Below are 23715 nucleotides of genomic sequence, written 5' to 3'. Positions count from 1 at the left end.
CCAACAACAATTAAGAGGGTATGACCCACATACAGGGTTGTATGCCGGAATGCCAGAACTGCGGTAATTTTGTAACGGCTGACTACGCGCGTGTGTTCACGCCGAACGGGGTCGAAAAGCCCAGGGTCTGTCCGCAGTGCGAGGACAAGATTCGCGACGGGGCAGACGTCCGTGAGGCCCGGTCCACACGTCGCGGATAGAACCGGTCAGGAACTGCCGCCCTGTGACCTGACGGTTGCGGGGACGTTTTCCTCGCCGGCTGCACTCGCTACCAACCGCTGTTTTACTGCACAGGCGTTTCAGGGGCTATGCTAATGCATCTGTCAGGCGTGTCCGTGCCTCCTCGAACACCGCGTCAGCACGGTCCGCGTCACGGGCTTCGGCGGTGATCCGAACGAGCGGCTGGGTCCCGCTGGCCCGCAGGAGGAACCACGCGTCGCCGAGGTCGACCCGGACCCCGTCGAGCGTCGTCACGTCGTCGTAGGCGTCAGTCACCGTCTCTCGAACGCGGTCCATCACCGTTTCCTTCTGAGCGGTTTCGACGCTGTCCCGGCGGATGGGGTACTCCGGCACATCGGCGGCGCGGTCGCCCAGCGGGCGCTCGCTGTCCAGCGTTGCGGCGGTACAGGCCGCCAGCGGCCCGTCCGGACACAGCGTTCGCTCGGGCCAGATCCACGCGCCGCTCGGCTCGCCGCCGAAAGCGACCCCGTCCTCGCTCGCGGCCTCGGCGACATACACGTCCCCGACCGGGGTGTACTCGACGGCCACGTCGATATCGCTGAGGTGGTCCTCGACGGCGAGGCTTGTATCAACCGGGACGGCGACCCGCTCGCCCGGTGACGCCGCAGTACGGGCGAACACGGCCAGCAACACGTCGCCCGAGAGGAAGGTCCCGTCGGCCGAAACCGCCCGCATCCGGTCGGCGTCGCCGTCGTGTGCGATCCCGAGGTCGGCGTCTGATTCGGCCACTAGCGTCGCCAGTGACTCGCAGTTCTCGGCTTTCGGCTCCGAGGGCCGACCCGGGAACGCGCCGTCGGGCTGACCGTTGAGCGTCTCGACGGAGCAGCCCAGCGCCGAAAGCGCGTCGACGCTGACTCGACCCGCGCCGTTGCCCAGATCGACGACGACGTGGCTGTCGAGGTCCAGTTCGCCGATTTCCGCGACCAGCGCCTCGACGTGGCGCTGGCTGGCATCCCGGGACTCGATGTCGCCGCTCTCGTCCCACGCCGCTGGCTGGAACGCATCCTCGTCCAGTCGCTGTTCAATCGTCTCCCGCAGGTCCGCGTCGAAGGCTTGCCCGCTGGGCTGCCAGAGCTTGATACCGTTGTCCTGGGGCGGGTTGTGGCTCGCCGTCACTGCAACCCCGGCGTCGGCGTCCTGCCATGCCACCGCCCGTCCGATAGTCGGCGTCGCCGCACCGCCGAGGTCGACCACGTCGACGCCGCTCTCTCGGAGCCCGGCCACCAGCGCCGCCTGCAGGTACTCGCCGCTCGCTCGCGGGTCCCGGCCCACGACCACCCGCTCGCAGTCGATGCCAAGCGCCCGCCCCACCGAAAGCGCCACCTCGGCCGTGACTGTCTCGCCGACGGGACCCCGAATCCCGCTCGTTCCGAACTGTGTCATTACTGCTCTCTGGGGCGGGCCGCCCCTAAAATCCATCCGGCATCGGACAGGTACTGTGGACCGATGGTGCTGACGCTCGCTCCGTCGCTGTGTCGGTGACCACCCACAGACCGCGCCGCTACTGCGTCGGCGCCCACTCGCAGGCCGTCCCGGTCGTCAGCCCCGCTTCGTCGATGTGAGCCGAGAGGCAGCCGTAGTTGCAGAACTGCGTTGTCGGCTTCCCGTCGGGTGTCTCGCTGATGTAGACGGGGTCGTGGGCCTCGACGGAACAGCCGCAGTACGTGCAGTCGGCCATACTGACGCTTGCGGCCGGGAGAACAAACGTTTTGTCCGCGTCTGTCGACCCACCGCACATGAAACAGGGCGGCTCTGACGCGGCGAAACAGGCAGCGGGGGAATCGGCGGCCGAGGCAGTCGAGGACGGCATGGCCGTCGGCCTTGGCACGGGGTCGACAGCGGCCCACGCTATCCGTGCTATCGGGCGAGCGGTCGACGCAGGACTCGATGTCGTCGGCGTCCCGACGTCATTTCAGTCCCGTCAGCTGGCCCGGGACTGTGGCATCCCGCTGGCGGACCTCGACGACGTGTCGGTCGACCTCGCTATCGACGGGGCCGACGAGGTGGCCGGCGGCAACCTCGTCAAAGGTGGCGGAGCAGCCCACGCCCGGGAGAAGATCGTCGACGCGAGCGCTGACCGCTTCCTCGTCGTCGCCGACCCGACCAAAGAGGCCGAGTCGCTCTCGGTGCCGGTGCCGGTCGAGGTACTTCCGATGGCCCGCTCGACGGTCGCCGGAGCAGTCGATGATCTAGGTGGCGACCCGACACTTCGCCGTGCAGAGCGCAAGGACGGCCCCGTCGTCACCGACAACGGGAACCTCGTGCTCGACTGTGACTTCGGCCCCATCGACGACCCCGCCGCGCTCGCCAGCGACCTCGCCGCACTCCCCGGCGTCGTCGAGCACGGGCTGTTCGTCGACATGGCCGACGAAATCCACGTCGGCACTACTGACGGCGTCACCGTCCGAGCGCTATCGGAATAGCTGTCGCTGATCGGCGTGCGTCAAAAAATGCGCTGCTTGAAACGACCTTACAGGTCGCGCGGCTGGACCGTCTTCCGGTCGTTCTCGTCGGCTCGGCGGGCTGCGTCCTGGAGCAGCTCTTCGACTTCCTCGTCGAGTGCGTCGTAGAAGTCGGACGCTACGTTCATGTCGTTGAGCTCTTCCTTAACGGCGGCTTTGACGATTAGGTCTGCCATACAGACGAGGTATCGACGGGGGTTACTTATATACTTTCTCCAATTAGTTCGCTCTCGACCCTATTACCGGCAGTTTGAGGCATTATACGACACATAACCCCTTATAAATTCGCATTTGTGTCCTCTGTAATCCATCAGAATCCGTGCTTTCGGCTGTGCTAGACGGCTATTGTTGCGTTACTCCGGCCGAGCGTCGCTCACGCGCGCTCGCACAGGTCGGCCCTGAAACGGGCGATACGTTCGCCTCGGACCGACGGATAGGAGTGGCCGTATCACTGAATGGGTCCTATGCGCGACATACTCGATTCGGTTGCGGCGGGTGACCTCTCCCCGGTAGAGGCCGAGGCGGCGCTTGCGGGCTACGCGACCAGCGGGGCCGGTCGGTTCGACGCCTCTCGGGAGGACCGTGCCGGTGTTCCCGAGGCTGTCCTTGCAGATGGGAAGACGCCGGCGGAAGTAGCGGAGCTTGCGGTGACAGCTATCGAAACGACGGGGCGGGCTATCGTGACGCGGCTCGACACGGCAACTGCGACGACCGTTCGGGAGCGGTTGGACGAAACCGCCCCAGATGCGACAGTTCGCTGGGACGACCGCTCGAACTGGCTGGTGGCGACGACGCCCGCCTTTGAGCGCCCGTCGCTGGACGCGTCAGTCGGCATCGTCACGGCCGGGACCTCCGACGCCGTTCCGGCCGGTGAGGCCGCGCTCATCGCCGAGGAGATGGGCGCGACCGTGGCCCGTATCGACGACGTCGGCGTCGCGAGCCTCGCCCGGACGATAGACGCGGTCGATAGGTTCCGGGACCATGACGTGCTCATCGTCGCGGCGGGTCGCGAAGGCGCGCTCCCGACGGTCATCGCCGGGCTCGTGGACGTGCCGGTCATCGGATTGCCCGTCTCGACCGGCTACGGCCACGGCGGTGAGGGCGAGGCGGCCCTCTCGGGGTTGCTCCAGTCCTGCACTGCCCTCTCCGTCGTGAACATCGACGCCGGCTTCACCGCCGGGACGCAGGCCGGCCTAATCGCCAGACAGCTCGACGATGCACGGACGTAGATATCTACGCCAACTGCAGACATACCCAAGTATTTGGGTAAAGAGCTATGGGAACAACGTGCGTACGCGTATACGTCGGCGGTGGTGTCGCCGACGAACACGATGCCTGAATGTGATCATTGCGGCGCGCACGTCTCAGACCAGTTCGCCCGAGTGTTCGCGGACGAACGCGGACACATCCGGGCGTGTCCGAACTGCTCGGCGAACGCTGGCATTGCCGAGGTATCGAGAGAGCGCGCCCAAAAAGTGTGAGGCCCGCTGGGCCACCAGCATCGTGCGATGACTACCGCGCGGAGCCCTTACCATGTGTACGTCCTCCGCTGTAGCGACAACACGTTTTACACCGGCTATACGACCGATGTGGAGCGCCGCGTCCGCGAACACGACGCCGGCGACGGCGCGAAGTACACGCGCGGCCGAACCCCGGTCGAACTGATCCACGTCGAGTCGTTCGACTCACAGTCCGAAGCGATGAGCCGTGAGTACGAGATCAAGCAGTACACCAGAGCAAAGAAGGAACGGCTTGTCGAATCCAGCGACGCCGAAGCGGACTTCGATATCTGAACCGCTATCGATACAACTGAAGAATTAGCAGCGCTACCGCCTCAGATGCCGAGGCTCACCTCTTCCCGTCGGTAGCCGTGAAGTGACAGTTTTGCGATGGGGCGTGATTTTTTGTCGAGGGGCTGAGAACCGCGAGATATGGACAACGACGCGGATGTCGACGCAGGTGCGATCGCCTTCGGGACGGACGGCTGGCGGGCGACGCTGGACGTGTTCACGAAGCCGCGGGTCCGGATGGTGGGACAGGCCGTCGCCACCACCCTGCAGGAACGCGGGGCGACCGGGACCGTCGCCATCGGATACGACGCCCGCGAGACCTCGCCCGGGTTCGCTGACGAACTCGCACACGTCCTGCGCGCGAACGGCTTCGACGTGCTCTTGCCGGACCGGGACACGCCGACGCCGATTGTCGCCTGGACGGTGAAAGACCGCGACCTCGCAGGGGCGCTCCAGATTACGGCCAGCCACAATCCCCCGGAGTACAACGGCGTGAAGTTCATTCCCGGCGACGGGTCGCCGGCGCTGCCGGACTGGACGGCCGCCTTCGAGGAGAACCTCGCCGTGCTCGACCCGCTGCCCGAGGACGAGTGGGGCGAGCGAACGGAGGAGGACCTGATCGGGCCGTACCACGAGCACGCGCTGTCGTTCGTCGACGCCGACCTCGACGGCCTCCCGGTCGCCTACGACGCGCTGTACGGGAGCGGCCGCGGCGTCACCGACGCCCTCCTCGCCGACGCCGGCGCTGACGTGACCCGACTCAACTGCGAACAGGACCCCGACTTTGGCGGCGGGTCGCCCGAACCGTCGGCGGAGAACGCCGAGGGACTGGTGGCGGAAGTCAGCGACGGCGACGCTGCGCTGGGAATCATCAACGACGGCGACGCCGACCGCATCGGCGTCGTCACGCCCGAGCGGGGCTATCTGGACCCCAACCTGTTTTTCGCCGCGATGTACGACTTCCTGCTCGAAGACGGGACAGGCGACGTGGTTCGGACGGTCTCGACGTCCAGCATCGTCGACCGCGTCGCCGAGGCCCACGGTCAGTCCGTCCACGAGGTCGCCGTCGGCTTCAAGTGGGTCGCCGAGGCGATGGCCGAGCACGACGCGCTGTTCGGCGGCGAGGAGTCCGGCGGCTTCGGCCTGCCGGACCACCTGCGGAACAAGGACGGCGTGCTGGTGGCGCTGGTCGCCGCCGCAGCCGAACGCGAGGAACCGCTTGACGCTCGTGTCGACCGATTGCTGGACGAACACGGCGAAATCCACCAGGACCGTATCAGCGTCGACTGTCCGGACGACCGCAAGGAGTCCGTCCTCGCCGACCTCGAAACCGCACTTCCAGACACGCTGGCGGGAGTCGCTGTCGACGGCATTAACACCGTCGACGGGTTCAAAATCCGGCTCGAAGACGGGACGTGGGTGCTGGTCCGCCCGTCCGGAACGGAGCCGAAGCTCCGCGTCTACGCCGAGGCGTCGAGTGCGGAGCGCGTCGAGGACCTGTTAGAGGCGGGCCGGGACCTGGTCGAACCGCTGGTCTGACCTCACTTGCTTGCGCTGACGACGTACGTGCCGGCCACGCGGTCGCCGAGGCGCTGGGCGTCGTCGCTGACGAACATGACGGCCGCCTCAACGAGGAGCCAGCCGCCCATGAGAACGAGCGCGAAGAGGAACCCGAATCCGCCGAAAATGCCGCCCAAAAGGAGCATGATCGGGAACGGAGCCAGCAGCACGGCCGTTCGGACCAGTCGGTCACGCTGGGTCGGCGGCGCGCCGTTTTCGTCGACGACCGCGACGTTCTGGGACCGCTTCCCGACCGTCTCATTGGACTCGGCGTAGTAGCCGAAGTAATAGACGAGCACCGCACCGATGGCGAGCCACAGGGCGAAGTTGATAACGATGCCCAGCAGTCCCGCAGCCAGCACCGAGCCGCCGCCCATCGCGCCCGGACTCTCGGGCGAGGCGGCGGCCATCGCCCCGACAGAGAGGACCGTATTGAGAACGAACGTTACGAGCCACAGTCCGAACGCGACAGCGCTCAGAATGGCGAAGTCGATGAGGTACGCGACGACGCGGTCGTCCCGCGCTTCGACCGCGTTTTCAGGGACAGTTGCTGACATCGTTTTAAAATCATTCTCGAAACCATATGAAAAATGTTACGACGCTGTGCCAACGGTTGTGATCTCGCGCCGAACGATTGCCGCGCCTACGCACGCTCGCCCCGGAAACGGTCGGGTTCGCCCAGCGGCTCGATGGTGAACCCCAGCGCCTCGTAGAACGGCCGAACGTCAGCGTCGAACTCGGCGGTGACACAATCTCGCCGGTCGAGCGCGGCCTCGACGAGCGCCGTCCCGATACCCTGCCCACGACGACGCCGACGGACAGCGACGGCCTCGATGTGAGTGTCGTCGAGTACGAGTGCGCCGAGAACGCGCTCAGCCGCCGGGTCATCGTCGGACACTGCGACGAGCGTACCGTCGTCTTCAGCACCCGCCCGAACGGTTTCCACGGCTATCGAGAGGACCGCTCCGTCGAGGACGTTCATCACCGCCGGCACTTCGTCGGCGGTCGCTGTGCGGACGTGCATATCTGTTAGAGGCCGCTGCTTGGCGGTTCAGCCGCCTTTGATGAGCCTGACGACCCGAACGTGGTCGTGCTCGACGGGCTGATCCGTCGGAACGTGCTCGCCGTCGACGAGGACCGACACCTCGTGGGGGCTCAGGTCGACCGGCGAAAGCAGGTCGGCGTAGGTCGCATCCGCGTCCACCTCCAGTTCGTGGGTGTCCTCGCCGGCGATCTCGACGGTGACGTACATACACCGACTACTCCGCCGACGCACCTGAGACTGTCGACTCTCGCGGGGTTTAAGACCGGCCCACGCTTCCCATCGTCCATGAGTGAGGCCGAGTCCGAGTCGCGGGCGGGACGCGAGGAGGTCTGGATCGAGAAGTACCGCCCGCAGACGCTCGACGACGTGATGGGCCACGAGAACATCGTCGGGCGACTCAAAAGCTACGTCTCGCGCAACGACCTGAGCCACATGCTGTTTTCCGGCCCCGCGGGGACGGGGAAGACGACGTGTGCGACGGCTATCGCCCGTGAACTGTACGGCGAGGACTGGCGCGAGCACTTCCTCGAACTGAACGCCTCCGACGAGCGCGGTATCGACGTGGTCCGGGACCGAATCAAGAACTTCGCCCGAACGAGCTTCGGCGGCGTCGAGTACCGCATTATCTTCCTCGACGAGGCCGACGCGCTGACCAGCGACGCCCAGTCGGCGCTGCGCCGGACGATGGAGCAGTTCTCGAACAACGTCCGATTCATTCTCTCGTGTAACTACTCCAGCCAGATCATCGACCCCATCCAGTCCCGCTGTGCGGTCTTCCGGTTCTCGCCGCTGGCCGACGACGCCGTCGCCGAGGAAATCCGAAACATCGCCGCCGAAGAGGACATCGAACTGACCGAGGACGGACTGGACGCGCTCGTCTACGCCGCCGACGGGGATATGCGGAAAGCCATCAACGGCCTGCAGGCCGCGTCGGTCAGCGGCGACACGGTCGACGAGTCGGCGGTGTACGCGATCACCTCGACGGCCCGCCCGGAAGAGATCCGGACGATGGTCCAGTCGGCGCTGGACGGCGACTTCACCGCCTCGCGGGCGACCCTCGATAGACTGCTGACCGAGGAAGGCATCGCTGGCGGTGACATCATCGACCAACTCCACCGCTCCATCTGGGAGTTCGATATCGACGACGAAGCGGCAGTCCGAGTGCTCGAACGCATCGGCGAAACCGACTACCGGATCACCCGCGGTGCGAACGAGCGCGTGCAACTCGAAGCGATGCTGGCCTCGCTCGCCCAGGGCGAGTAAGGCCGTACTACCGCTACGATCCGGCTTTTCACACCTGATAACTGGCGGGTGAGCTTTATGATGAAAGGAAAGTAAGAGTATCAACAACTGAAATGCAACGTTTACGACCATCTACGGAGGGGACGGGTGAGGACCGCGGTCAGGTCGGGATCGGGACGCTCATCGTGTTTATCGCGATGGTGCTGGTCGCGGCAATCGCGGCGGGCGTGCTTATCAATACTGCGGGGTTCCTGCAGAGTTCCGCCCAGGCGACGGGGCAACAGTCCAGTGATTCGACGACCAACCGCATTCAGGTTGTGGGGATTACCGGGGACCACTTCACCGACAACAGCGAGATCGGCGTGGTTGACATCGTCGTCAGGCGGGCACCGGGGGCAGGCAACGTCGACCTTGACAAGACGACCGTCCAGTGGATCGGTCCGAGCGGGTCGTACTACCAGCTCGCGGCTGGCGGCGCAGACGGCAACCCCGATGGGCGGTTCGCTATCTCTACCGTGCAGGACAACGACGGCTCCCAGCCGGTGCTGAACGACGTTGAAGACCGGTTCAGAATCACGCTCGACCTGGGGACCGATAATTCCGTTGGCGCTGAGCCATTCGGTGAGGAACTGCCCGAAGGAGAGACTGCGACGCTGCGCATTACCTCGCCAGCCGGCGGGATGACGACCGAGGAAGTCGTCGCGCCGAAGACGCTCTCCGGGGAATCCTCTGTCACGCTCTGACGGCCAGGGATACCGCCGGCCCCTTCGGAACAGTTTTAGGCGAACGTGGGCCAACTGAACACCAATGAGCGACCTCGACGAGGCCTACCAACTCGATTACTTCGAAGAGGAGGGCTTCCACCGCCAGGAGTGTGTCTCCTGTGGCGATATGTTCTGGTCCCGCATCGAGCGCGAGACCTGCGGCGAGCCGCCGTGTGCGGAGTACGACTTCATCGACAACCCCGGGTTCGACGAGTCCCACTCGCTGACGGAGATGCGCGAGGCGTTCCTCTCTTTCTTCGAGGACCGTGACCACGAGCGCATCGACCCGTACCCGGTGGCAGCCAACCGCTGGCGCGACGATGTCCTCCTCACGCAGGCGTCGATTTACGACTTCCAGCCGCTGGTCACCTCGGGGACGACGCCGCCGCCGGCGAACCCGCTGTGCATCAGCCAGCCCTGCATCCGGATGCAGGACATCGACAACGTCGGGAAGACGGGCCGGCACACGATGGCCTTCGAGATGATGGCCCACCACGCGTTCAACGCGCGCGAGGACATCGAAGACCCCGAGCAGTACGCCTACGAGGGCGAGGTGTACTGGAAAGACGAGACGGTCCGGTACTGCGACGAACTGTTCGAGGAGATGGGCGCGAACTTAGACGAGATCGTCTACATCGAGGACCCGTGGGTCGGCGGCGGCAACGCCGGCCCGGCCATCGAGGTCATCTACCGCGGGGCCGAACTCGCCACGCTCGTCTTCATGTCCATGGAGCAGGACCCAGAGGGCGAGTACGAGATGAAAGACGGCAACCGGTACTCGCCGATGGACACCTACATCGTCGACACCGGCTACGGGCTCGAACGCTGGACCTGGATGAGCCAGGGGACACCGACGGTGTACGAGGCCGTCTATCCCGACATGATCGCCTTCCTCAAGGACAACGCCGGCATCGAACTCACCGAGGAGGAGGAACGCATCGTCCACGAAGCCGCGAAGCTCGCGGGCCGGATGGACATCGACGAGGCCGAAGACATCGAGGCCGAACGCGACACCATCGCCGCCGAGGTCGGCGTCGAGGTCGCGGAGATGCGGGACCTGATGGCACCGCTCGAGGACATCTACGCCATCGCCGACCACTGCCGAACGCTCGCGTACATGCTCGGCGACGGCATCGTCCCCTCGAACGTCGGCACGGGCTATCTGGCACGGATGGTGCTGCGCCGGACGAAGCGACTGGTCGACGGCGTCGGCGTCGACGCGCCGCTGGACGAACTCGTCGACATGCAGGCCGAGCGGCTGGGCTACGAGAACCGCGACACCATCCGCGACATCGTCCGCACCGAGGTCGAGAAGTACCGCGAGACGCTGGACCGCGGTGGCCGGCGCGTCCGCCAGCTGGCCGACGAGTACGCCGAAAAGGGCGAGCCGATCCCGACCGAGGAACTGGTCGAACTGTACGACTCCCACGGGATTCAGCCGGACATGGTCGAGGAAATCGCCGCCGAGAAAGGCGTCGCGGTCGACGTGCCCGACGACTTCTACGCGGTCGTCGCCCAGCGACACGGCGGCGACGACACCGCCACCGAGGAATCACAGACGCCCTACGAGGACCGGCTCGAAGAACTGCCCGAGACCGACCGGCTCTACTACGAAGACCAGCAGCGGACCGAGTTCGAGGCCGTCGTGCTTGAGGTGTTCGACCGCGACGACGACAACTACGACGTGGTGCTCGACCAGACCATGTTCTACCCCGAAGGCGGCGGCCAGCCGCCGGACGAGGGGACGCTGTCGACCGACGACGTCTCCGCCGAGGTGACCGACGTCCAGCAGTACGGCGACGTCATCGTCCACACCTGCGACGACGACCCCGGCAAGGGCGAGTTCGTCCGCGGACAGGTCAATGCGAGCCGCCGCCAGCGCCTGATGCAACACCACACCGCGACCCACATCGTCATCCACAGCGCCCGGCAGGTACTCGGCGAGCACGTCAGACAGGCCGGTGCCCAGAAGGGCACTGACTCCGCCCGCATCGACATCCGCCACTACGAGTCGGTGAGCCGCGAGGAGGTCAAGGAGATCGAACGCCTCGCCAACGACATCATACAGGACAACATCGCCGTCTCTCAGGAGTGGCCCGACCGCAACGAGGCCGAGGAGCGCCACGGCTTCGACCTCTACCAGGGCGGCATCCCGGCCGGCGAGCAGATCCGGCTCATCACCGTCGGCGACGACGTGCAGGCCTGCGGTGGCACCCACGTCGCCCGAACCGGTGACATCGGGGCTGTCAAGCTCCTGAACACCGAGCGGATTCAGGACGGCGTCATCCGCCTGACCTTCGCCGCGGGCAACGCGGCCATCGAGGCCACCCAGCGCACCGAAGACGCGCTCACCGAAGCCGCGGATATCCTTGACGTTGCGCCCGATGCCGTCCCGGAGACTGCCGAGCGGTTCTTCGACGAGTGGAAGGCCCGCGGTAAGGAGATCGAACAGCTCAAGGAACAGCTCGCCGAGGCCCGCGCCAGCGGCGGCGGCGACAGCGAGGAAGTTGACGTGGGCGAGGCGACCGCCGTCGTCCAGCGCATCGACGCCGACATGGAAGAGCTCCGCGCCCAGGCGAACGCGGTCGTCGAGCAGGGCAACATCGCGGTGCTCGGATCGGGCCTCGACGGCGCGCAGTTCGTCGTCTCCGTGCCCGACGGCGTCGACGTCGACGCCGGCGAGGTCGTCGGCGAACTCGCCGGTCGCGTCGGCGGCGGCGGCGGCGGCCCACCGGACTTCGCACAGGGCGGCGGCCCAGACGCGGACGCGCTGGACGAGGCGCTTGAGGACGCACCTGAGATACTGCGAACTGTGGCGAACGTCTGAGACGGGCTGCTGCATCATTTCCGCATCGACCACCTGCGGACGGCGACTATCACGGGAACCAGGGACGGCGTCCGCCTGAACCGTCCCCGTTCTTTCTCGCCGCTGGTTCCGTTCTACGCTCGGTTACCTCGGACAGTTGTCCGATTAAGGCTCGATATTCTGCCCGAACGGTCCGAATACGCTCAAGAGATACAATTACATTTAGTTGTATTAGGTGTACCTGGATGAGTTTCCAAAAGTATTTTTAGCAACTGCCCATCTATAGCAGATATGAGCGGAGAACGTGACATCGCACACATTCGGACTCACACCGAGTACGTTCGGTCACAACGGACGTGTTGGCGATGTGGGACCAGTGTCCCCGCTGCTAGCGGCCGTACTACCGATGAACTGTGTGAAAACTGCAGTGCCACCCGTGCTACCTGACCCATGAGTACGACCACGACGCCCCCGTCGGACACTGACCTCGACGAAGCGCCGGAGTTCGAACTGGACTGCCTGTACGACGACCCTGAGAACCCCTCGGAGCTGACGATTTTCCCCTCGGACCGCCAGCAGTCCGTGACAGAGTGGGTTACCGCGGACCGTTCGGCGACCGTCTCGCTCGACGAACTGCGCTGAGCGGTACGTGCTGCCCGCTATTCGCCCTGACACAGCCGTCTGGCGTCCCGCATCGCCTCGTTGGTCTCGCAGACGAGCGTCAGGTGATCGCCGCTTGCAAGGCGGAAATCGCTGTCGGGGACTCTGTCTGTTCCGTTACGGCTTACCATTGCGACCAGACAGCCGTTCGGAAGCTTCTCCGCGGTTTCCTCTATGGTCCGGTCGACCAGTGAGTCGTTGCTGAGTTCGACTTCCAGTACGTCCCCTGTTCGGCCGGAGTCCGACAGCCAGTGGGCCAGCGCTGGTCGCTCGACCGCGTCGTCGATTGCGTCGGCGACGGCGAAGCCGGCGGATATCGTCTCGACGTCAAGGTCCTCGAAGGCCTCGACGTTGTCCGGCTGGTTCGCTCTGGCGACCACGGTGTCGACGTCGAACCGGGTCGTCGCCAGCTGTGCCACGAGCAAATTCACGTCGTCGTCTGCGGTCGCAGCGACGACAACGGACGCCCGGTTCGCCCCTGCTTCTTCGAGGACGTGCGCGTTCGTCGCGTCCCCGTGGACGACGCGATGGCCGTCGGCCCGCGTCCGCTCGACCGTGTCCTCGTCGCTGTCGATGAGGACGACCTCCTCGCCGCGTGATTCGTATCGTACTGCCAGTTCCCGGCCGACGCGACCGCCACCGACGATGAGTGTTTGCATGGGAAGGATGTCGAGCGCTTGCGCGAAGTGACGGGCCAGCCCGCCTTGAAACATGACGGTCGCGAAGATGACGAGAAAGACAGTCCCGACGAGGACCGTCGCAGCATCCGGGTTCTCGGGACGCAGTTCGATGGCGAACAGCGTGGCGACGCTGGCTGGGACGATACCGCGCGGCCCCATCGCGCCGACGAACATCCGCTCTCGAACTGTCAGTCGGCCACCCAGCGTCGAGAGGAACACGCCGAGCGGGCGGACGAGCGTGACGACGACGATGACGACGACGAGTCCGCCGATCCCGAGTGCACGCAGGTCACCGAGCGATAGCTGGGCGGCCAACACGATGAAGACGAACGAGAGGACAAACAGCGTGATACCGCCCTTGAACTCGGCGATCTCCTCTTCGTGGGGGAGGTCGGCGTTCCCCAGTACGATACCGGCAACGGCGGCGGCCGCGATGCCGGCCTCCGAGAGCCATATGCTTCCCAGCGCGTACGCCAGCAGCGCTGCGGTCAGGACCACCGCCCGGGCGTTTTGCATGGCGTTGTCCGCCGAAAGGTGCCACCGCTGGAGCAGGAGTGCGATACCGCCGCCGACGGTGATACCGACGATGTGGCCCACGACCAGCCGGGCGACGAACGCCTCGACGACGACTACCGGCGAGGACTGGCTCGCGATGACGAACTCGAACGTCGCCACCGCGAGGATGGCTGCGGTCACGTCGTTGATGATGCCCTCTGTCTCCAGGGCGGCGGCGACCCGGTCCCTGACCGGGACCACTTGCATGATCGGCGTGATGACCGTCGGCCCGGTGGCGATCAGCAGGCTCCCGACGAGGACGGCGACTGGCCACGTCGTCCCGAACACGACCTTGACGGCGACGGCGGTTCCGACGAGCGAGACGAACGCGCCGATTGTCACCAGTCCAAGCGCCTCCCTGGACGCTTCACGGACTCGCTCGACGGTAAGGTGGAACGCCCCCTCGAAGACGATGATACCGACGCTGAGGCCGACGATAGCCTGCAGCCCGGCCTGTCCGAATATCGCGGGGTCGACGAGGTCGAGGGCCTGCGGGCCGACGAAGACGCCGGCGACCAGCAGGAACGCGACGCTCGGGATCTGGAGCCAGTCGGCGACCAGTTGCGCGGCGACACCCAGACTCACGACCAACACGACAGCGCCGATAAGTGATGCTGCTCCTGACACGGGACTGGCGGCCCTTCGACAGCCAGCGCTAAAGACCTACTCACCGAAAGAGACACACCACCGGCGAAGGAACCGACAGCCAATGCCGACCGCACGCAACCGCGACGTGTCCCTCTACTACGAAGCCGACGGCGACGGCCCCACCGTCGTGTTCATCAACGACGTGGGGTACGGGGCGTGGCTCTGGGGCTGGCACTACGACGCCGTCGCCGGTCCCTACGAGACGGTGGTGTGGGACCTCCGCGGAACCGGCCGGTCGGACGCGCCGGCGGGACCGTACGACGCGGACACGCTGGCGGCTGACCTCGAAGCCGTGCTGGCCGACCACGGCGTCGGGAGCGCCCACCTCGTCGGGGCCGGCCTCGGCGGCATGGTCGCGCTCGAATACGCTCACCAGTACAGCCGCGCCCGCTCGCTGACGCTGTACTGTACGGTGGGATCTGGCGATGCGGTGGATCGGGCGGAACTGGACGCGCTCGCGCTGGACGCCCCATCGTCGCTTGCAGGAGCGTTTTCGCCGGCATTCCGCGAACACGACCCGGACCTCATGGAGCGGATCGCAGGCTGGCGCGCTGACGAGGACGCTACTGGCGCGGCCCGCGACGCGCAGGCCAACGCAATGACGGCTTTCGACTCGCCGCCGCTGTACGAGATCACCCAGCCCGCTGAGGTGTACTACGGGCTGGACGACCCCGTCGTGTCGCCGGACGCCGCGCAGTCGCTGGCGGCCGACCTCCCCCGCGGGACCGGGGAGGCCGTCGAGGGTCGCCACTGCTGTTTCGTCGAACACGCGCCGGCGGTGACCGACCGATTGCTGGCGCTACTGGACGAGCAGACAGAGTAACTATTGGACCGGATGGCCGGACGCAATCCACAAATACGCGGCCTGATAGGTGATACGTATGACCGACCGGACGGCGGCCGTCACGCGGACCACGGCCGAGACGGACATCGAGGTCACGCTCGACGTCGACGGCGACGGCGACAGCACCATCGATACCGGCATCGGCTTCTTCGACCACATGCTCGATTCGTTCTCGACCCACGGGCTGTTCGACCTGACCGTGCAGTGCGACGGCGATCTAGACATCGACGACCATCACACCGTCGAGGACGTCGCCATCACGCTCGGCGAGGCGTTCACCGAGGCGCTGGACGACAAGCGCGGCATCCGCCGGTTCGCCGACCGCAAGGTCCCGCTGGACGAGGCCGTCGCGAGCGTCGTCGTCGACATCTCCGGCCGGCCGTACTTCGCGTTCGACGGTGACTTTTCGCAGGGTTCGGTCGGCGGGATGACCAGCCACATGGCGAAGCATTTCTGTCGCTCACTGTCGATGAACGCCGGGCTGACGCTGCACTGCGGCGTCGAGGGCGAGAACGCCCACCACGAAATCGAGGCGCTGTTCAAGGGGCTGGCACGAGCACTCGACGACGCGACCCGCATCGACGAGCGCCGCTCCGACGTGGCGAGCACGAAAGGCGAGCTGTAGTCGACGGCGGTGCGAAGCCGTCGCCGTTTCGGCTGCTGGCGGCACCGATTAGTGGCCCCACGTCCACCACTCCGTATGTTCGACGAGATTATGCAGAAATTCGAGGACTCCCCGGGCCAGCAGGATGTCATCCGTTTGCTGCTGGAGCGAGGGTTCTCCGTCAACGAGGACGGCCGCGTCGTCTCGGGCGGTATCGAAATCCCGAACACGGGTATCGCCCGCGAGGCCGACGTTGACCGCCGCGTGGTCAACGCGACGACGGACGCGATTCTCGACGACGACGACCTGCGGCGCATCTTCCGCAACATCTCCTCCGTGCCGAGCCTGCTCGATCTCGCCCCGGTGCTCGATCTGCACGCAGTGACTGTCACCGTCCGCGCCGCCGACGAGTCCGGCATCGTCTCGACGGTCACGTCGGCTATCGCCGACCACGGCATCTCTATCCGCCAGGTCCTGAGCGAAGACCCCGAGTTCACCGACGAACCGAAACTGTACGTCATCACTGACGAGGAACTGCCCGGCGACCTCATCAACGAAATCCGTCGCCTGGCGTTCGTCCGGACCATCGAACTGGCCTGATGCCGGCGACGCTCACCGTCGAGACGCCCGGAGGGGAAACCCACGAACTCACCGCCGAACGCGGGGCCGTCCTCCGGGACGTGCTTCTCGATGCCGACCTCTCGCCACACGGTCGCTACGCGAAACGGGTCAACTGCGGCGGCCGCGGCATCTGTGCCACCTGCGGCGTCCGTCTCGCTGAGCCGCCCGACCCCGACCACTGGCACGACGACCTCGCCGACCGGTTTAGCTATCCCCGGCTCTCCTGTCAGCTCCGGGTTCGGGACGGAATGAGAGTCGAACTGCTTGACAAGCGGGTCTGGGGGTCGCGGCAACCGGACGGCAGGACGGACTGACTCACTGCTGGGAGCGCGAACGACAAACGCTATTCCGCCGCCGGGCCTACGCCGGGCCGTGACGGACAGCTACCTGACCGTTCCGGGCCGCGGCGAGGCGCGCTTCGAAGTGCGCGGCTCGGAGTTCATCGGTCACGTCGCGCCGGCGGCGACCGTCGAAGCCGCCGAGGCGTTCGTCGACGCCGTCAGCGAGGAGTACGCTGACGCGACCCACAACGTCCCCGCCTACCGCGTGCGATCCGATCCCTTTCGGGAGTATTCGAGCGACGACGGCGAACCGAGCGGCAGCGCCGGCGACCCCGCGCTGAACGTTCTCCAGCAACGCGATATCGAGAACGCCGTCGCCGTCGTCACGCGCTACTACGGCGGGACGAACCTCGGCGTCGGCGGCCTCGCCAGTGCCTACTCCAGAGCGGTGAAAGAGGGCGTTGACGACGCAGGCGTGGTCGAGGAGGTGCCCCACGAGCAGTTCACCGTAACCGTCGCCTACGACGACTCCGGCAGCGTTCGGAGCCTGCTTGAATCAGCAGGCGTCGAGTTTGCAGCTGACTACGAGGCCGAAGTCGTCTTCGAGGTTCGGGTGCCTACGGCTGAGGGGAGCGACCTGCGGGACCGAATCCGGAGCGCGACCAGCGGGCGGGCGGCTATCGAACTGGCGTGACCCCCGCTACTCGTAGGTCGGCAACCGCGCCGACTGCGCCGAGCCGTCGATAAAGGGCAGGTCGACCTGCTGTGCGCTGACCGGTTCACCGTCGATGCGGATGGTCAGCGCGTCTTCGGGCCGTTCCCAACTGAGATTCGCCAGCGCAATCGGGGCTTCCCGCATCGGGCTCTGGCCGGCACGGGTCACGTCGCCGACGTGCTCGTCGCCGGCGAACACTGCGGCACCGGACTCGGGGCATTCCTCGACGGCGAGGCCGACCAGACGTTGCGTGGGGTGGCCGCGGTTCTCGATTCGCGAGACGACCTCCTGACCGACGTAACAGCCCTTCTCGAAGTCCAGGGCGTTCCGCAGGCCAAGATCGTTCGGGAGCGCGCCCTCGATTTCGGTGTCGAACAGCGGCGTCCCGGCCTCTAACGTCAGCGTCTCCCAGGTCCGGTAGCCGAAGGGGACGGCGTTGAGCCCCCGGTTGACCAGCGTGTCGAAGACAGCCTCGGCGTCGTCAGCGCTACAGACCACGTCGTAGCTCTCCTCGCCGGCGAGGTTGTCCGTCCGGATGACGGAGACGCCGGCGTCGCCGAGTTCGCCCCGCTCGAAGGTCAGCGGCGCGGGCGGGGTCCCGGTCTGGTGGAGAACGCTGGCGATTTTCTCTGTCGCTTTCGGCCCGTGGACGCCGAAGACGGCGAAGTCGTCGGTCGCCTCCTCGAACTCGACGTCCTGAATGAACGTCTTGTCCGCCCACTCTGCGGCAAGGTCCTCGGCTTTCTGGGGCGGTGTGAACACGAGCAGGCGCTCGCCGGCGTTGTACACGTACATGTCCGTGTCGACGCGGCCGTCGGGGTCGAGCAGGAGCGCGTAACAGCCCGCGCCGTCATCGTCTGGCACGCGGTTCGAGACGGCGTTGTCGACGTAGTCGACGCGGTCCTCGCCGGTGACGACAATCACGCCGTAGCCGTACTCCATCGCCCCGACGACGTTCCGAACTGCGCGGTGGGTCCGCTCCGGTCGCCCGTAGTTGTCGACGACGCGCCGACCACCGACCTCCCTGAATGTCGCTCCGTGGGCCTCGTGAACGGACTCGAGAACAGTCATTGTACGGGCATGCGGCCCTCGTGGGGAAAAACGTCCCGTTAGCGCCGTCGGTGTGTGCGGGAAGGGGCTACAAGCCGTGCGGCCATCGTCACGGCGGCGGTGACGCGCTGACCGCTGCCGTCTGTCGCGTCCACGGTCTAATTGTCACCGCGTCACGGCGGACGTCCCTGGCTAATAGCGGAGTAAACAGAGATCGGTACGGCCGGCCGGTACGTGCCACCTACGGCCGTCTGGACTGCTGTGAATCGACGAGGCGCTCAACTTCGGACGGTTCGAGCGGTGTCAACGGTCCAGACAGTGTCCGGGAGAGGGCTGCTGCTGCGACACCGTGGAGCAGCGCTTCGTCCGTGTCAGCGCCGGCGGCCAGTTGCTGGAGCGTCGCGCCGATGAAGGCCTCGTGTTGTCCCGACTCGTCGACGGCGGTCGTCTCGATGGCATCCTGCTCGTGAATGACGCCGTCGTGGTAGGCCACCGCGCCGTACTCGCTCCGTGTGAGAATCACGCGGGTGAGATCGTACTCCGTCGCGAGCGTGTGAACGACTTCGCGCGGACTCCCCGTCGTGTCAAACACCGCGGAAACCTGCTCTTCGGCCGCAAAGAGGGTATCGACGGCCGGTAGCAGGTCTGCAAGCGCGTCGCGGGCGTCCTCGGCGTCCCATAGCCCCGGATGGAAATCGAGATCGAATGCTCGCATTCCTGCGGCCGCTCTGAGTAACGCCCCGGTCGTGTCGGCGGCTGTGTCAGAAAGTGAGAGGGTTGCGCCAGAGGTGAACACCACGTCGGCGTTCTGTATCTCGCCCATCGGAAGTTCACCGGGCGTCAGCGTCGCCATTGCGGTGTTACCGCGGTCCTGTAGCAGCCGCTCGGCACGGGGCGGGTCGGCGTCCTCGTGGAACGTGAGCCCTTGCCGTCCAGCGTCCGGGTCTGCCCAGACGATGTCCGTTTCCAGCCCGAACTCGTGGAGTTCCGCGACGACGCGCCGCCCGAGTGGTGTGTCCGGGATCTTCGAGAGCCACCGTGCGTCAGCCCCGAGTCGGCCGGCCGTTGCCGCAACGCCGCTCGCGGTTCCGTCGACGCGAATCGACGCCTCGCGGGCCGTCTCGAATCGCTGTCCGTCAGGGGGTGCAAATCTCAGAGCGGTCTCACCGAACGTTACGAGTGACATACCGCGTGCATCGGGAGACGGAGGTTTAGTTCAATCGGCTGTATCGATTGTTGTGTCGGTGCCGCCCTCTCAGGCTATCGCCGCCGACCGCCGTGTCCGGGGTAATCCCGCTCGAATCGGTCTTCCAGTTCCTGCCGGTCGATGTGGATGACCGTCGGTCGTCCGTGGGGACACGCGTAGGGGTTCTCACACTCGTCCAGCGCGGCGAGTAGCTCCCGGACGGAGCCTTCGGTCAGCGATGTGTTCCCGGTCACCGAGGGGTAACACGCCAGATCACCGAGCAGTTCGTCGGCCGCCGCTTCGACCGTCGCCGCCGCTTCGTCGTCGCCGGCGACGAACGCACCGAGTACGTCCCTGACGATGTCCGGGCCGGCCGCATCGGCGATGACGCCCGGAAGGGTCCGGACCTCGACGCTTCGCTCACCCGTGCGCGCCGTGTGGAACCCCAGACTCGCCAGCGCGTCGCTGCGCCGGTCGAACACCTCGGCCTCGCGCGCGGTTAGTTCCAGTTCGACAGGGTTAGCAAGTGCCTGCGTCGTCGTTTCGCCCTCGAACTTGGCCTTCAGCCGTTCGTAGTTGACCCGCTCGTCCGCCGCGTGCTGGTCGACCAGCACGAGGCCGTCGTCCGTCTCCGCGACGACGTAGGTGTCGGCTAACTGTCCGAGAATCCGCATCGAGGGCAGCGACTCGTGGGTTGCTTCCGGGTCGTCGCCGAGGCGCGCCTGCTCCTGCCCGCCGGTGAACTTCCGCCCCTCGCTCTCCGTGGCTGTCCGTCCCGCCGCGGACGCGTCACGGCGCTCACCATTGCTATTTCCACTCGAAACACTACCCTCTGGATCGCGCACCCCGGATTCGCCCGACGCATCGTCCGTTGGGCCGGTCGCGGAGGGCCGTTTCGTGTCGGCTGATTGAATGGATTGGGCTGTGCCGGAGGACTGGCTACCCGCTGTCTCGGTCTGCGTGCTGTCCGGTCGGTCTGTGGGCTCGGTATCCGGCTCCTGTGCTGTTGCATCAGCGCTGCCCGTTGCGGTGGTATCCGTCCGTCCCGGCGTTGCTGCTTCGTCTCCGGTGTCCCGGCCGTCCGGACTCGACCGCTCGCGCTCGCTGTCGCTCGTCCCGTTCGATTCCGGCGTTATCTCTGTCTGCTCGGGTGCCGACCGGCCACGCGGTGCTGTCGAGCGCAGTAGCCCTTCCCGCAACAACGCGTCCTCGACGGCAGTCCGGACCTGCTCGCGAACACCCTCGTCGTCGGCGAAGCGGACCTCCATTTTGCGGGGATGGACGTTCACGTCCACGTCGCCCGCGGGCACGTCCAGAAAGAGGACGGCGAAGGGGTAGCGGTCCGGCGCGATCTGGGTCCCGTAGGCGTCGACGACGGCGTCGCGAACGGTACCGGCCCGGACATAGCGGCCGTTGACGTACGTCGAGAGGTACTCGCGGCCGGCGCGGTTCGTCTCGGGGTGCGAGACGAGGCCGTGGACGCCGTCGAGCGGCCCGTCAGGGAAACTATCACTCTCGTCGCCATCCGCGTTCGCTTCCGAACCTGCTCCGACCGAGATCATCGACTCGGCGACTTCCCGGCCGTAGACGGACATCACCGTCTCGCGCAGGTCGCCTTGGCCGGTCGTCGAAAACGTTTCGCGGTCGCCGTGGGTCAGCGAGACGGCCACGTCCGGGTTAGCCAGCGCGTAGCTGGCGACGACGGTGTTGACGTGTGCGAACTCCGTCGACTCTTGTTTGAGGTACTTCCGGCGGGCTGGGACGTTATAGAAGAGGTCTTCTACCGCCATCGTTGTCCCCTCCGGACAGCCGGCGGGGCTGACTGACGTGACGTCACCGCCTTCGAGCACCAGTTCGGTTCCCACGTCGCCGCCGCGGGGTCTGGTCCGGATCGTCAGCCGTGAGACCGCCCCGATCGCGTGCAGCGCCTCGCCGCGGAACCCGAGTGTTCCCACGCCACCCTCCAGATCTGCAATGTCGCGGATTTTCGACGTGGTGTGCTCCTCGACGGCCGTTTCGACGGCTTCTCGGTCCATCCCGATGCCGTCGTCCGTGACGCGAATCCCGTCGGTTCCGCCAGCTTCCACAACCACGTCGACCCGGCTCGCGTCGGCGTCGATGGCGTTCTCGACCAGTTCCTTGACGACGGAGGCCGGTCGCTCGACCACCTCGCCGGCCGCGATGCGTTCGACGGTCCGGTCGTCGAGTCGCTGGATATCGGTCATACGTGCCTCCGCATGTGATTGCCACCGGCTAACGGGCGAAGCGACTTGATACTGTCTGCCTTCGCCGTGCCTATCAGCATTGTCATGAAAATAGTTAACACAAAACAGTCCTGAACCTCCCATGGTGACGACCTATGTGCCACCACAGAGAACGCTCCTGGACCGAAGCGACGGCGGACGACGAGGCAACTGACGAGGACGAGGAGGAACTCCCATCCTTCCTCAACGAGGAGGCGACCGAAACCGAGGTGCTGACCGACGGCGGCGACGAGGCGTAGCAGCGGCACACCTTCGATGCGGTGTTGGCAAACCAGCCATTTTTTGTCGTGTGTGAGTATCGCAAACCCGATAGCTAAAGTACGCTCGCCGTTAGTCGCCACTATCCTGTGGATATCGACATGGAACAATACGACCAACTCTACCGTCTGTATAAGAGCGTAGACACGACGACGCTGCGTGGCTATCAGGAGTTCGTCGACCTGTTTCCTCCGCTCAGCTCGACTGTCGCCCTGGAACAGTGGGAAACCGCCAGTGACCGCCTTGACGCTCTCAAATCCGACATCACTGACGAGTTTCCCGGGACCGGCGAGACCTATGCGGAAATCGCGGCCCGGCTGACCCGCGACGAGGCCTTTACCGCGCTCGACCTCTACTCGAAGTACGACCGGTCGGTGAACGTGCTCGTGCTGGACGTCGACGAGACGCTCCGGTCGGCCGGTGACACCGACAACGAAATCCCCCGTGACACGCTGTATCTCCTGACGCAGTTCCACGAAGCGGGCGTCCCTATCGTCGTCTGTACCGGCCAGACGCTGGAGAACGTCAAGGGGTTCATGATACAGGGGCTTGGCAACGATCTCGTCTCCTCCGGCCAGATGAGCATCGTCTACGAGTCCGGTAACGGCGTGTTCACGCCCAAACACGGCGAGGACACCAAGCGACTGCTCTACGAACGCCTCGACGGAGCGGTCGTGGACGTGTTCGAGACCGTCCGGCGGCGAGTCCTCTCGGAGGCCCCCGACGCCGTCGGCAAGCGCTGTCACCTCCAGGGCAACGAGTTCAACGTCACGCTGAAACCCAACGCCGAGGTCGGCAGCGACAACGCCGTCGAAATCATCGACGAGTCGCTGCGGTACCTCTGTGGCCTCGTTGGCGACGCTATCGCCACACAGGTCGACGCCGAAGTCGACGACCCCGCAGGCTACGCGCGGGCCTACTTCAGCCGCGACCCGGAGATTCTGGACGTGCTGGCGGCGAGCGACCTGTCGACCGACGCCGACATCGACGACGCGCCCGAGGCGTTCCGCGACATCCTCGAACGCGTCGACCTGGGCTACTACGAGGGCGACGCGGCCGAACTCGTGAGCCTCGAACTGGACAAGTCCGCCGGCGTCGAGGAGGCCTTCGACGTGCTCGGCATCGACGACCCGTTCGCGCTCGTGATGGGCGACAGCAAGAGCGACCTGCGAGTGATGCGCTGGGTCGACGAGAACGACGCCGGCATCGCCGCCGCGCCCGCGCATTCCTCGCCCGACGTGCTCGACCACGTCAGTTCGAGGGACGACCTGGTGTACGAGGCCGGCGACGCTAGCACGGTGTTGCGGACTATCTACGGTATTAGCCTCGTTGAGCAACTGGACGAGCAGGGCGAGTGAGCCGACGCCCCATCTGTTGCTGTGGTTCGTTCCCGATTCGGACGTGCGTCCCACCCAACAGTTAGGCGTCGGCCGACCGAAC

General features: G+C 65.9%; 25 protein-coding genes. 15 read left to right on the top strand and 10 right to left on the bottom strand.

The features are described 5' to 3' along the window. Nucleotides 1-306: 306 nt before the first annotated feature. Both glmM and SG26_RS07335 read right to left on the bottom strand, forming a co-directional pair. A complete protein-coding gene (gene glmM / locus SG26_RS07340; protein ID WP_050037224.1) occupies nucleotides 307-1623 on the bottom strand; it encodes a phosphoglucosamine mutase in 1317 nt (438 codons plus the stop codon). Nucleotides 1624-1741: 118 nt separating this feature from the next. Beyond that, nucleotides 1742-1918: a hypothetical protein gene (locus SG26_RS07335; RefSeq protein ID WP_228841576.1), complete on the bottom strand. Its 177-nt coding sequence runs from the start codon at nucleotides 1916-1918 to the stop codon at nucleotides 1742-1744. A gap of 58 nt (nucleotides 1919-1976) precedes the next feature. Between SG26_RS07335 and rpiA the strand changes: the two genes are divergently transcribed. Then, the gene (rpiA, locus tag SG26_RS07330) at nucleotides 1977-2663 is read left to right on the top strand and encodes a ribose-5-phosphate isomerase RpiA (protein ID WP_050037223.1); all 687 of its coding nucleotides are present in this window, start codon (nucleotides 1977-1979) and stop codon (nucleotides 2661-2663) included. Nucleotides 2664-2710: 47 nt separating this feature from the next. On the opposite strand, the gene SG26_RS07325 is transcribed toward rpiA, so the two are convergent. Continuing rightward, nucleotides 2711-2878 carry a hypothetical protein gene (locus SG26_RS07325; RefSeq protein WP_004517708.1) on the bottom strand — a complete coding sequence of 56 codons (168 nt, stop codon included), beginning with the start codon at nucleotides 2876-2878 and terminating at the stop codon, nucleotides 2711-2713. A 288-nt stretch (nucleotides 2879-3166) separates the two neighbouring features. Here SG26_RS07325 and larB point away from each other — a divergent pair, with 288 nt between their 5' ends. The 3 genes from larB to SG26_RS07310 all read left to right on the top strand — a co-directional run bounded on the left by larB (nucleotide 3167) and on the right by SG26_RS07310 (nucleotide 6031). Further along, on the top strand, nucleotides 3167-3931 hold the full coding sequence (larB, locus tag SG26_RS07320; RefSeq protein ID WP_050037222.1) for a nickel pincer cofactor biosynthesis protein LarB: 765 nt from the start codon (nucleotides 3167-3169) through the stop codon (nucleotides 3929-3931). Between the two features lie 279 nt (nucleotides 3932-4210). Next, nucleotides 4211-4495 (top strand): GIY-YIG nuclease family protein, encoded by a 285-nt coding sequence (locus SG26_RS07315; RefSeq protein WP_050007393.1) that lies wholly within the window; start codon nucleotides 4211-4213, stop codon nucleotides 4493-4495. 138 nt (nucleotides 4496-4633) lie between these two features. After that, nucleotides 4634-6031 (top strand): phosphoglucomutase/phosphomannomutase family protein, encoded by a 1398-nt coding sequence (locus SG26_RS07310; RefSeq protein ID WP_050037221.1) that lies wholly within the window; start codon nucleotides 4634-4636, stop codon nucleotides 6029-6031. Between the two features lie 2 nt (nucleotides 6032-6033). On the opposite strand, the gene SG26_RS07305 is transcribed toward SG26_RS07310, so the two are convergent. From SG26_RS07305 to SG26_RS07295, 3 genes are all read right to left on the bottom strand, one after another. Next, the gene (locus tag SG26_RS07305) at nucleotides 6034-6609 is read right to left on the bottom strand and encodes an RDD family protein (protein ID WP_014041602.1); all 576 of its coding nucleotides are present in this window, start codon (nucleotides 6607-6609) and stop codon (nucleotides 6034-6036) included. Nucleotides 6610-6695: 86 nt separating this feature from the next. After that, nucleotides 6696-7076: a GNAT family N-acetyltransferase gene (locus SG26_RS07300; RefSeq protein ID WP_014041601.1), complete on the bottom strand. Its 381-nt coding sequence runs from the start codon at nucleotides 7074-7076 to the stop codon at nucleotides 6696-6698. Nucleotides 7077-7103: 27 nt separating this feature from the next. Beyond that, nucleotides 7104-7304, bottom strand: coding sequence for a ubiquitin-like small modifier protein 2 (locus tag SG26_RS07295; protein ID WP_044952087.1), 201 nt, complete (start codon nucleotides 7302-7304; stop codon nucleotides 7104-7106). 78 nt (nucleotides 7305-7382) lie between these two features. On the opposite strand from SG26_RS07295, the gene SG26_RS07290 reads away from it, so the two are divergent. The 4 genes from SG26_RS07290 to SG26_RS07275 all read left to right on the top strand — a co-directional run bounded on the left by SG26_RS07290 (nucleotide 7383) and on the right by SG26_RS07275 (nucleotide 12551). After that, on the top strand, nucleotides 7383-8360 hold the full coding sequence (locus SG26_RS07290; RefSeq protein WP_044952085.1) for a replication factor C small subunit: 978 nt from the start codon (nucleotides 7383-7385) through the stop codon (nucleotides 8358-8360). A 92-nt stretch (nucleotides 8361-8452) separates the two neighbouring features. Continuing rightward, nucleotides 8453-9082, top strand: a complete 630-nt coding sequence (locus SG26_RS07285) for an archaellin/type IV pilin N-terminal domain-containing protein (RefSeq protein WP_008307313.1) — start codon at nucleotides 8453-8455, stop codon at nucleotides 9080-9082. Nucleotides 9083-9146: 64 nt separating this feature from the next. Continuing rightward, nucleotides 9147-11930, top strand: coding sequence for an alanine--tRNA ligase (alaS, locus tag SG26_RS07280; RefSeq protein ID WP_050037220.1), 2784 nt, complete (start codon nucleotides 9147-9149; stop codon nucleotides 11928-11930). Between the two features lie 429 nt (nucleotides 11931-12359). Continuing rightward, nucleotides 12360-12551, top strand: coding sequence for a hypothetical protein (locus SG26_RS07275; RefSeq protein ID WP_050037219.1), 192 nt, complete (start codon nucleotides 12360-12362; stop codon nucleotides 12549-12551). A 17-nt stretch (nucleotides 12552-12568) separates the two neighbouring features. On the opposite strand, the gene SG26_RS07270 is transcribed toward SG26_RS07275, so the two are convergent. Beyond that, nucleotides 12569-14431, bottom strand: a complete 1863-nt coding sequence (locus SG26_RS07270; protein ID WP_050037218.1) for a cation:proton antiporter — start codon at nucleotides 14429-14431, stop codon at nucleotides 12569-12571. A gap of 82 nt (nucleotides 14432-14513) precedes the next feature. Here SG26_RS07270 and SG26_RS07265 point away from each other — a divergent pair, with 82 nt between their 5' ends. From SG26_RS07265 to SG26_RS07245, 5 genes are all read left to right on the top strand, one after another. Next, complete coding sequence (locus tag SG26_RS07265; RefSeq protein WP_050037217.1) at nucleotides 14514-15275, top strand: alpha/beta fold hydrolase; 762 nt, start codon at nucleotides 14514-14516, stop codon at nucleotides 15273-15275. 58 nt (nucleotides 15276-15333) lie between these two features. After that, nucleotides 15334-15921 carry an imidazoleglycerol-phosphate dehydratase HisB gene (gene hisB, locus SG26_RS07260; RefSeq protein WP_014041595.1) on the top strand — a complete coding sequence of 196 codons (588 nt, stop codon included), beginning with the start codon at nucleotides 15334-15336 and terminating at the stop codon, nucleotides 15919-15921. Nucleotides 15922-15996: 75 nt separating this feature from the next. Next, a complete protein-coding gene (locus tag SG26_RS07255; RefSeq protein WP_005536977.1) occupies nucleotides 15997-16500 on the top strand; it encodes an ACT domain-containing protein in 504 nt (167 codons plus the stop codon). After that, nucleotides 16500-16835 carry a 2Fe-2S iron-sulfur cluster binding domain-containing protein gene (locus tag SG26_RS07250; RefSeq protein WP_014041593.1) on the top strand — a complete coding sequence of 112 codons (336 nt, stop codon included), beginning with the start codon at nucleotides 16500-16502 and terminating at the stop codon, nucleotides 16833-16835. The genes SG26_RS07255 and SG26_RS07250 overlap by 1 nt, the downstream gene beginning before the upstream one ends. Nucleotides 16836-16893: 58 nt before the next feature. After that, nucleotides 16894-17496 carry a YigZ family protein gene (locus SG26_RS07245; protein WP_014041592.1) on the top strand — a complete coding sequence of 201 codons (603 nt, stop codon included), beginning with the start codon at nucleotides 16894-16896 and terminating at the stop codon, nucleotides 17494-17496. A 6-nt stretch (nucleotides 17497-17502) separates the two neighbouring features. Here the strand turns inward: SG26_RS07245 and SG26_RS07240 are convergent, their stop codons facing one another. The 3 genes from SG26_RS07240 to mutL all read right to left on the bottom strand — a co-directional run bounded on the left by SG26_RS07240 (nucleotide 17503) and on the right by mutL (nucleotide 21978). Then, on the bottom strand, nucleotides 17503-18588 hold the full coding sequence (locus SG26_RS07240) for an aminomethyltransferase family protein (RefSeq protein ID WP_050037216.1): 1086 nt from the start codon (nucleotides 18586-18588) through the stop codon (nucleotides 17503-17505). 220 nt (nucleotides 18589-18808) lie between these two features. Continuing rightward, complete coding sequence (locus tag SG26_RS07235) at nucleotides 18809-19753, bottom strand: sugar kinase (RefSeq protein WP_008307326.1); 945 nt, start codon at nucleotides 19751-19753, stop codon at nucleotides 18809-18811. 74 nt (nucleotides 19754-19827) lie between these two features. Next, nucleotides 19828-21978: a DNA mismatch repair endonuclease MutL gene (gene mutL, locus SG26_RS07230; protein ID WP_050037215.1), complete on the bottom strand. Its 2151-nt coding sequence runs from the start codon at nucleotides 21976-21978 to the stop codon at nucleotides 19828-19830. 134 nt (nucleotides 21979-22112) lie between these two features. Between mutL and SG26_RS21535 the strand changes: the two genes are divergently transcribed. Beyond that, nucleotides 22113-22256 carry a hypothetical protein gene (locus tag SG26_RS21535; RefSeq protein WP_004590504.1) on the top strand — a complete coding sequence of 48 codons (144 nt, stop codon included), beginning with the start codon at nucleotides 22113-22115 and terminating at the stop codon, nucleotides 22254-22256. A 108-nt stretch (nucleotides 22257-22364) separates the two neighbouring features. Continuing rightward, a complete protein-coding gene (locus SG26_RS07225) occupies nucleotides 22365-23633 on the top strand; it encodes a haloacid dehalogenase (protein WP_014041587.1) in 1269 nt (422 codons plus the stop codon). Nucleotides 23634-23715: the final 82 nt, after the last annotated feature.

Origin of the sequence: Haloarcula sp. CBA1115 (assembly GCF_000827835.1) — an archaeon.
GTDB classification, from domain to species: domain Archaea; phylum Halobacteriota; class Halobacteria; order Halobacteriales; family Haloarculaceae; genus Haloarcula; species Haloarcula hispanica.
The sequence above is the reverse complement of the archived record's forward strand: the minus strand, read 5'-3'. Positions and strand labels throughout refer to the sequence as shown.

Coding starts and splice junctions, on each gene's coding strand:
- glmM (WP_050037224.1), bottom strand. CDS start 1,623: ATGACACAGTTCGGAACGAGCGGGATTCGGGGTCCCGTCGGCGAGACA.
- SG26_RS07335 (WP_228841576.1), bottom strand. CDS start 1,918: ATGGCCGACTGCACGTACTGCGGCTGTTCCGTCGAGGCCCACGACCCC.
- rpiA (WP_050037223.1), top strand. CDS start 1,977: ATGAAACAGGGCGGCTCTGACGCGGCGAAACAGGCAGCGGGGGAATCG.
- SG26_RS07325 (WP_004517708.1), bottom strand. CDS start 2,878: ATGGCAGACCTAATCGTCAAAGCCGCCGTTAAGGAAGAGCTCAACGAC.
- larB (WP_050037222.1), top strand. CDS start 3,167: ATGCGCGACATACTCGATTCGGTTGCGGCGGGTGACCTCTCCCCGGTA.
- SG26_RS07315 (WP_050007393.1), top strand. CDS start 4,211: ATGACTACCGCGCGGAGCCCTTACCATGTGTACGTCCTCCGCTGTAGC.
- SG26_RS07310 (WP_050037221.1), top strand. CDS start 4,634: ATGGACAACGACGCGGATGTCGACGCAGGTGCGATCGCCTTCGGGACG.
- SG26_RS07305 (WP_014041602.1), bottom strand. CDS start 6,609: ATGTCAGCAACTGTCCCTGAAAACGCGGTCGAAGCGCGGGACGACCGC.
- SG26_RS07300 (WP_014041601.1), bottom strand. CDS start 7,076: ATGCACGTCCGCACAGCGACCGCCGACGAAGTGCCGGCGGTGATGAAC.
- SG26_RS07295 (WP_044952087.1), bottom strand. CDS start 7,304: ATGTACGTCACCGTCGAGATCGCCGGCGAGGACACCCACGAACTGGAG.
- SG26_RS07290 (WP_044952085.1), top strand. CDS start 7,383: ATGAGTGAGGCCGAGTCCGAGTCGCGGGCGGGACGCGAGGAGGTCTGG.
- SG26_RS07285 (WP_008307313.1), top strand. CDS start 8,453: ATGCAACGTTTACGACCATCTACGGAGGGGACGGGTGAGGACCGCGGT.
- alaS (WP_050037220.1), top strand. CDS start 9,147: ATGAGCGACCTCGACGAGGCCTACCAACTCGATTACTTCGAAGAGGAG.
- SG26_RS07275 (WP_050037219.1), top strand. CDS start 12,360: ATGAGTACGACCACGACGCCCCCGTCGGACACTGACCTCGACGAAGCG.
- SG26_RS07265 (WP_050037217.1), top strand. CDS start 14,514: ATGCCGACCGCACGCAACCGCGACGTGTCCCTCTACTACGAAGCCGAC.
- hisB (WP_014041595.1), top strand. CDS start 15,334: ATGACCGACCGGACGGCGGCCGTCACGCGGACCACGGCCGAGACGGAC.
- SG26_RS07255 (WP_005536977.1), top strand. CDS start 15,997: ATGTTCGACGAGATTATGCAGAAATTCGAGGACTCCCCGGGCCAGCAG.
- SG26_RS07250 (WP_014041593.1), top strand. CDS start 16,500: ATGCCGGCGACGCTCACCGTCGAGACGCCCGGAGGGGAAACCCACGAA.
- SG26_RS07240 (WP_050037216.1), bottom strand. CDS start 18,588: ATGACTGTTCTCGAGTCCGTTCACGAGGCCCACGGAGCGACATTCAGG.
- SG26_RS07235 (WP_008307326.1), bottom strand. CDS start 19,753: ATGTCACTCGTAACGTTCGGTGAGACCGCTCTGAGATTTGCACCCCCT.
- mutL (WP_050037215.1), bottom strand. CDS start 21,978: ATGACCGATATCCAGCGACTCGACGACCGGACCGTCGAACGCATCGCG.
- SG26_RS21535 (WP_004590504.1), top strand. CDS start 22,113: ATGTGCCACCACAGAGAACGCTCCTGGACCGAAGCGACGGCGGACGAC.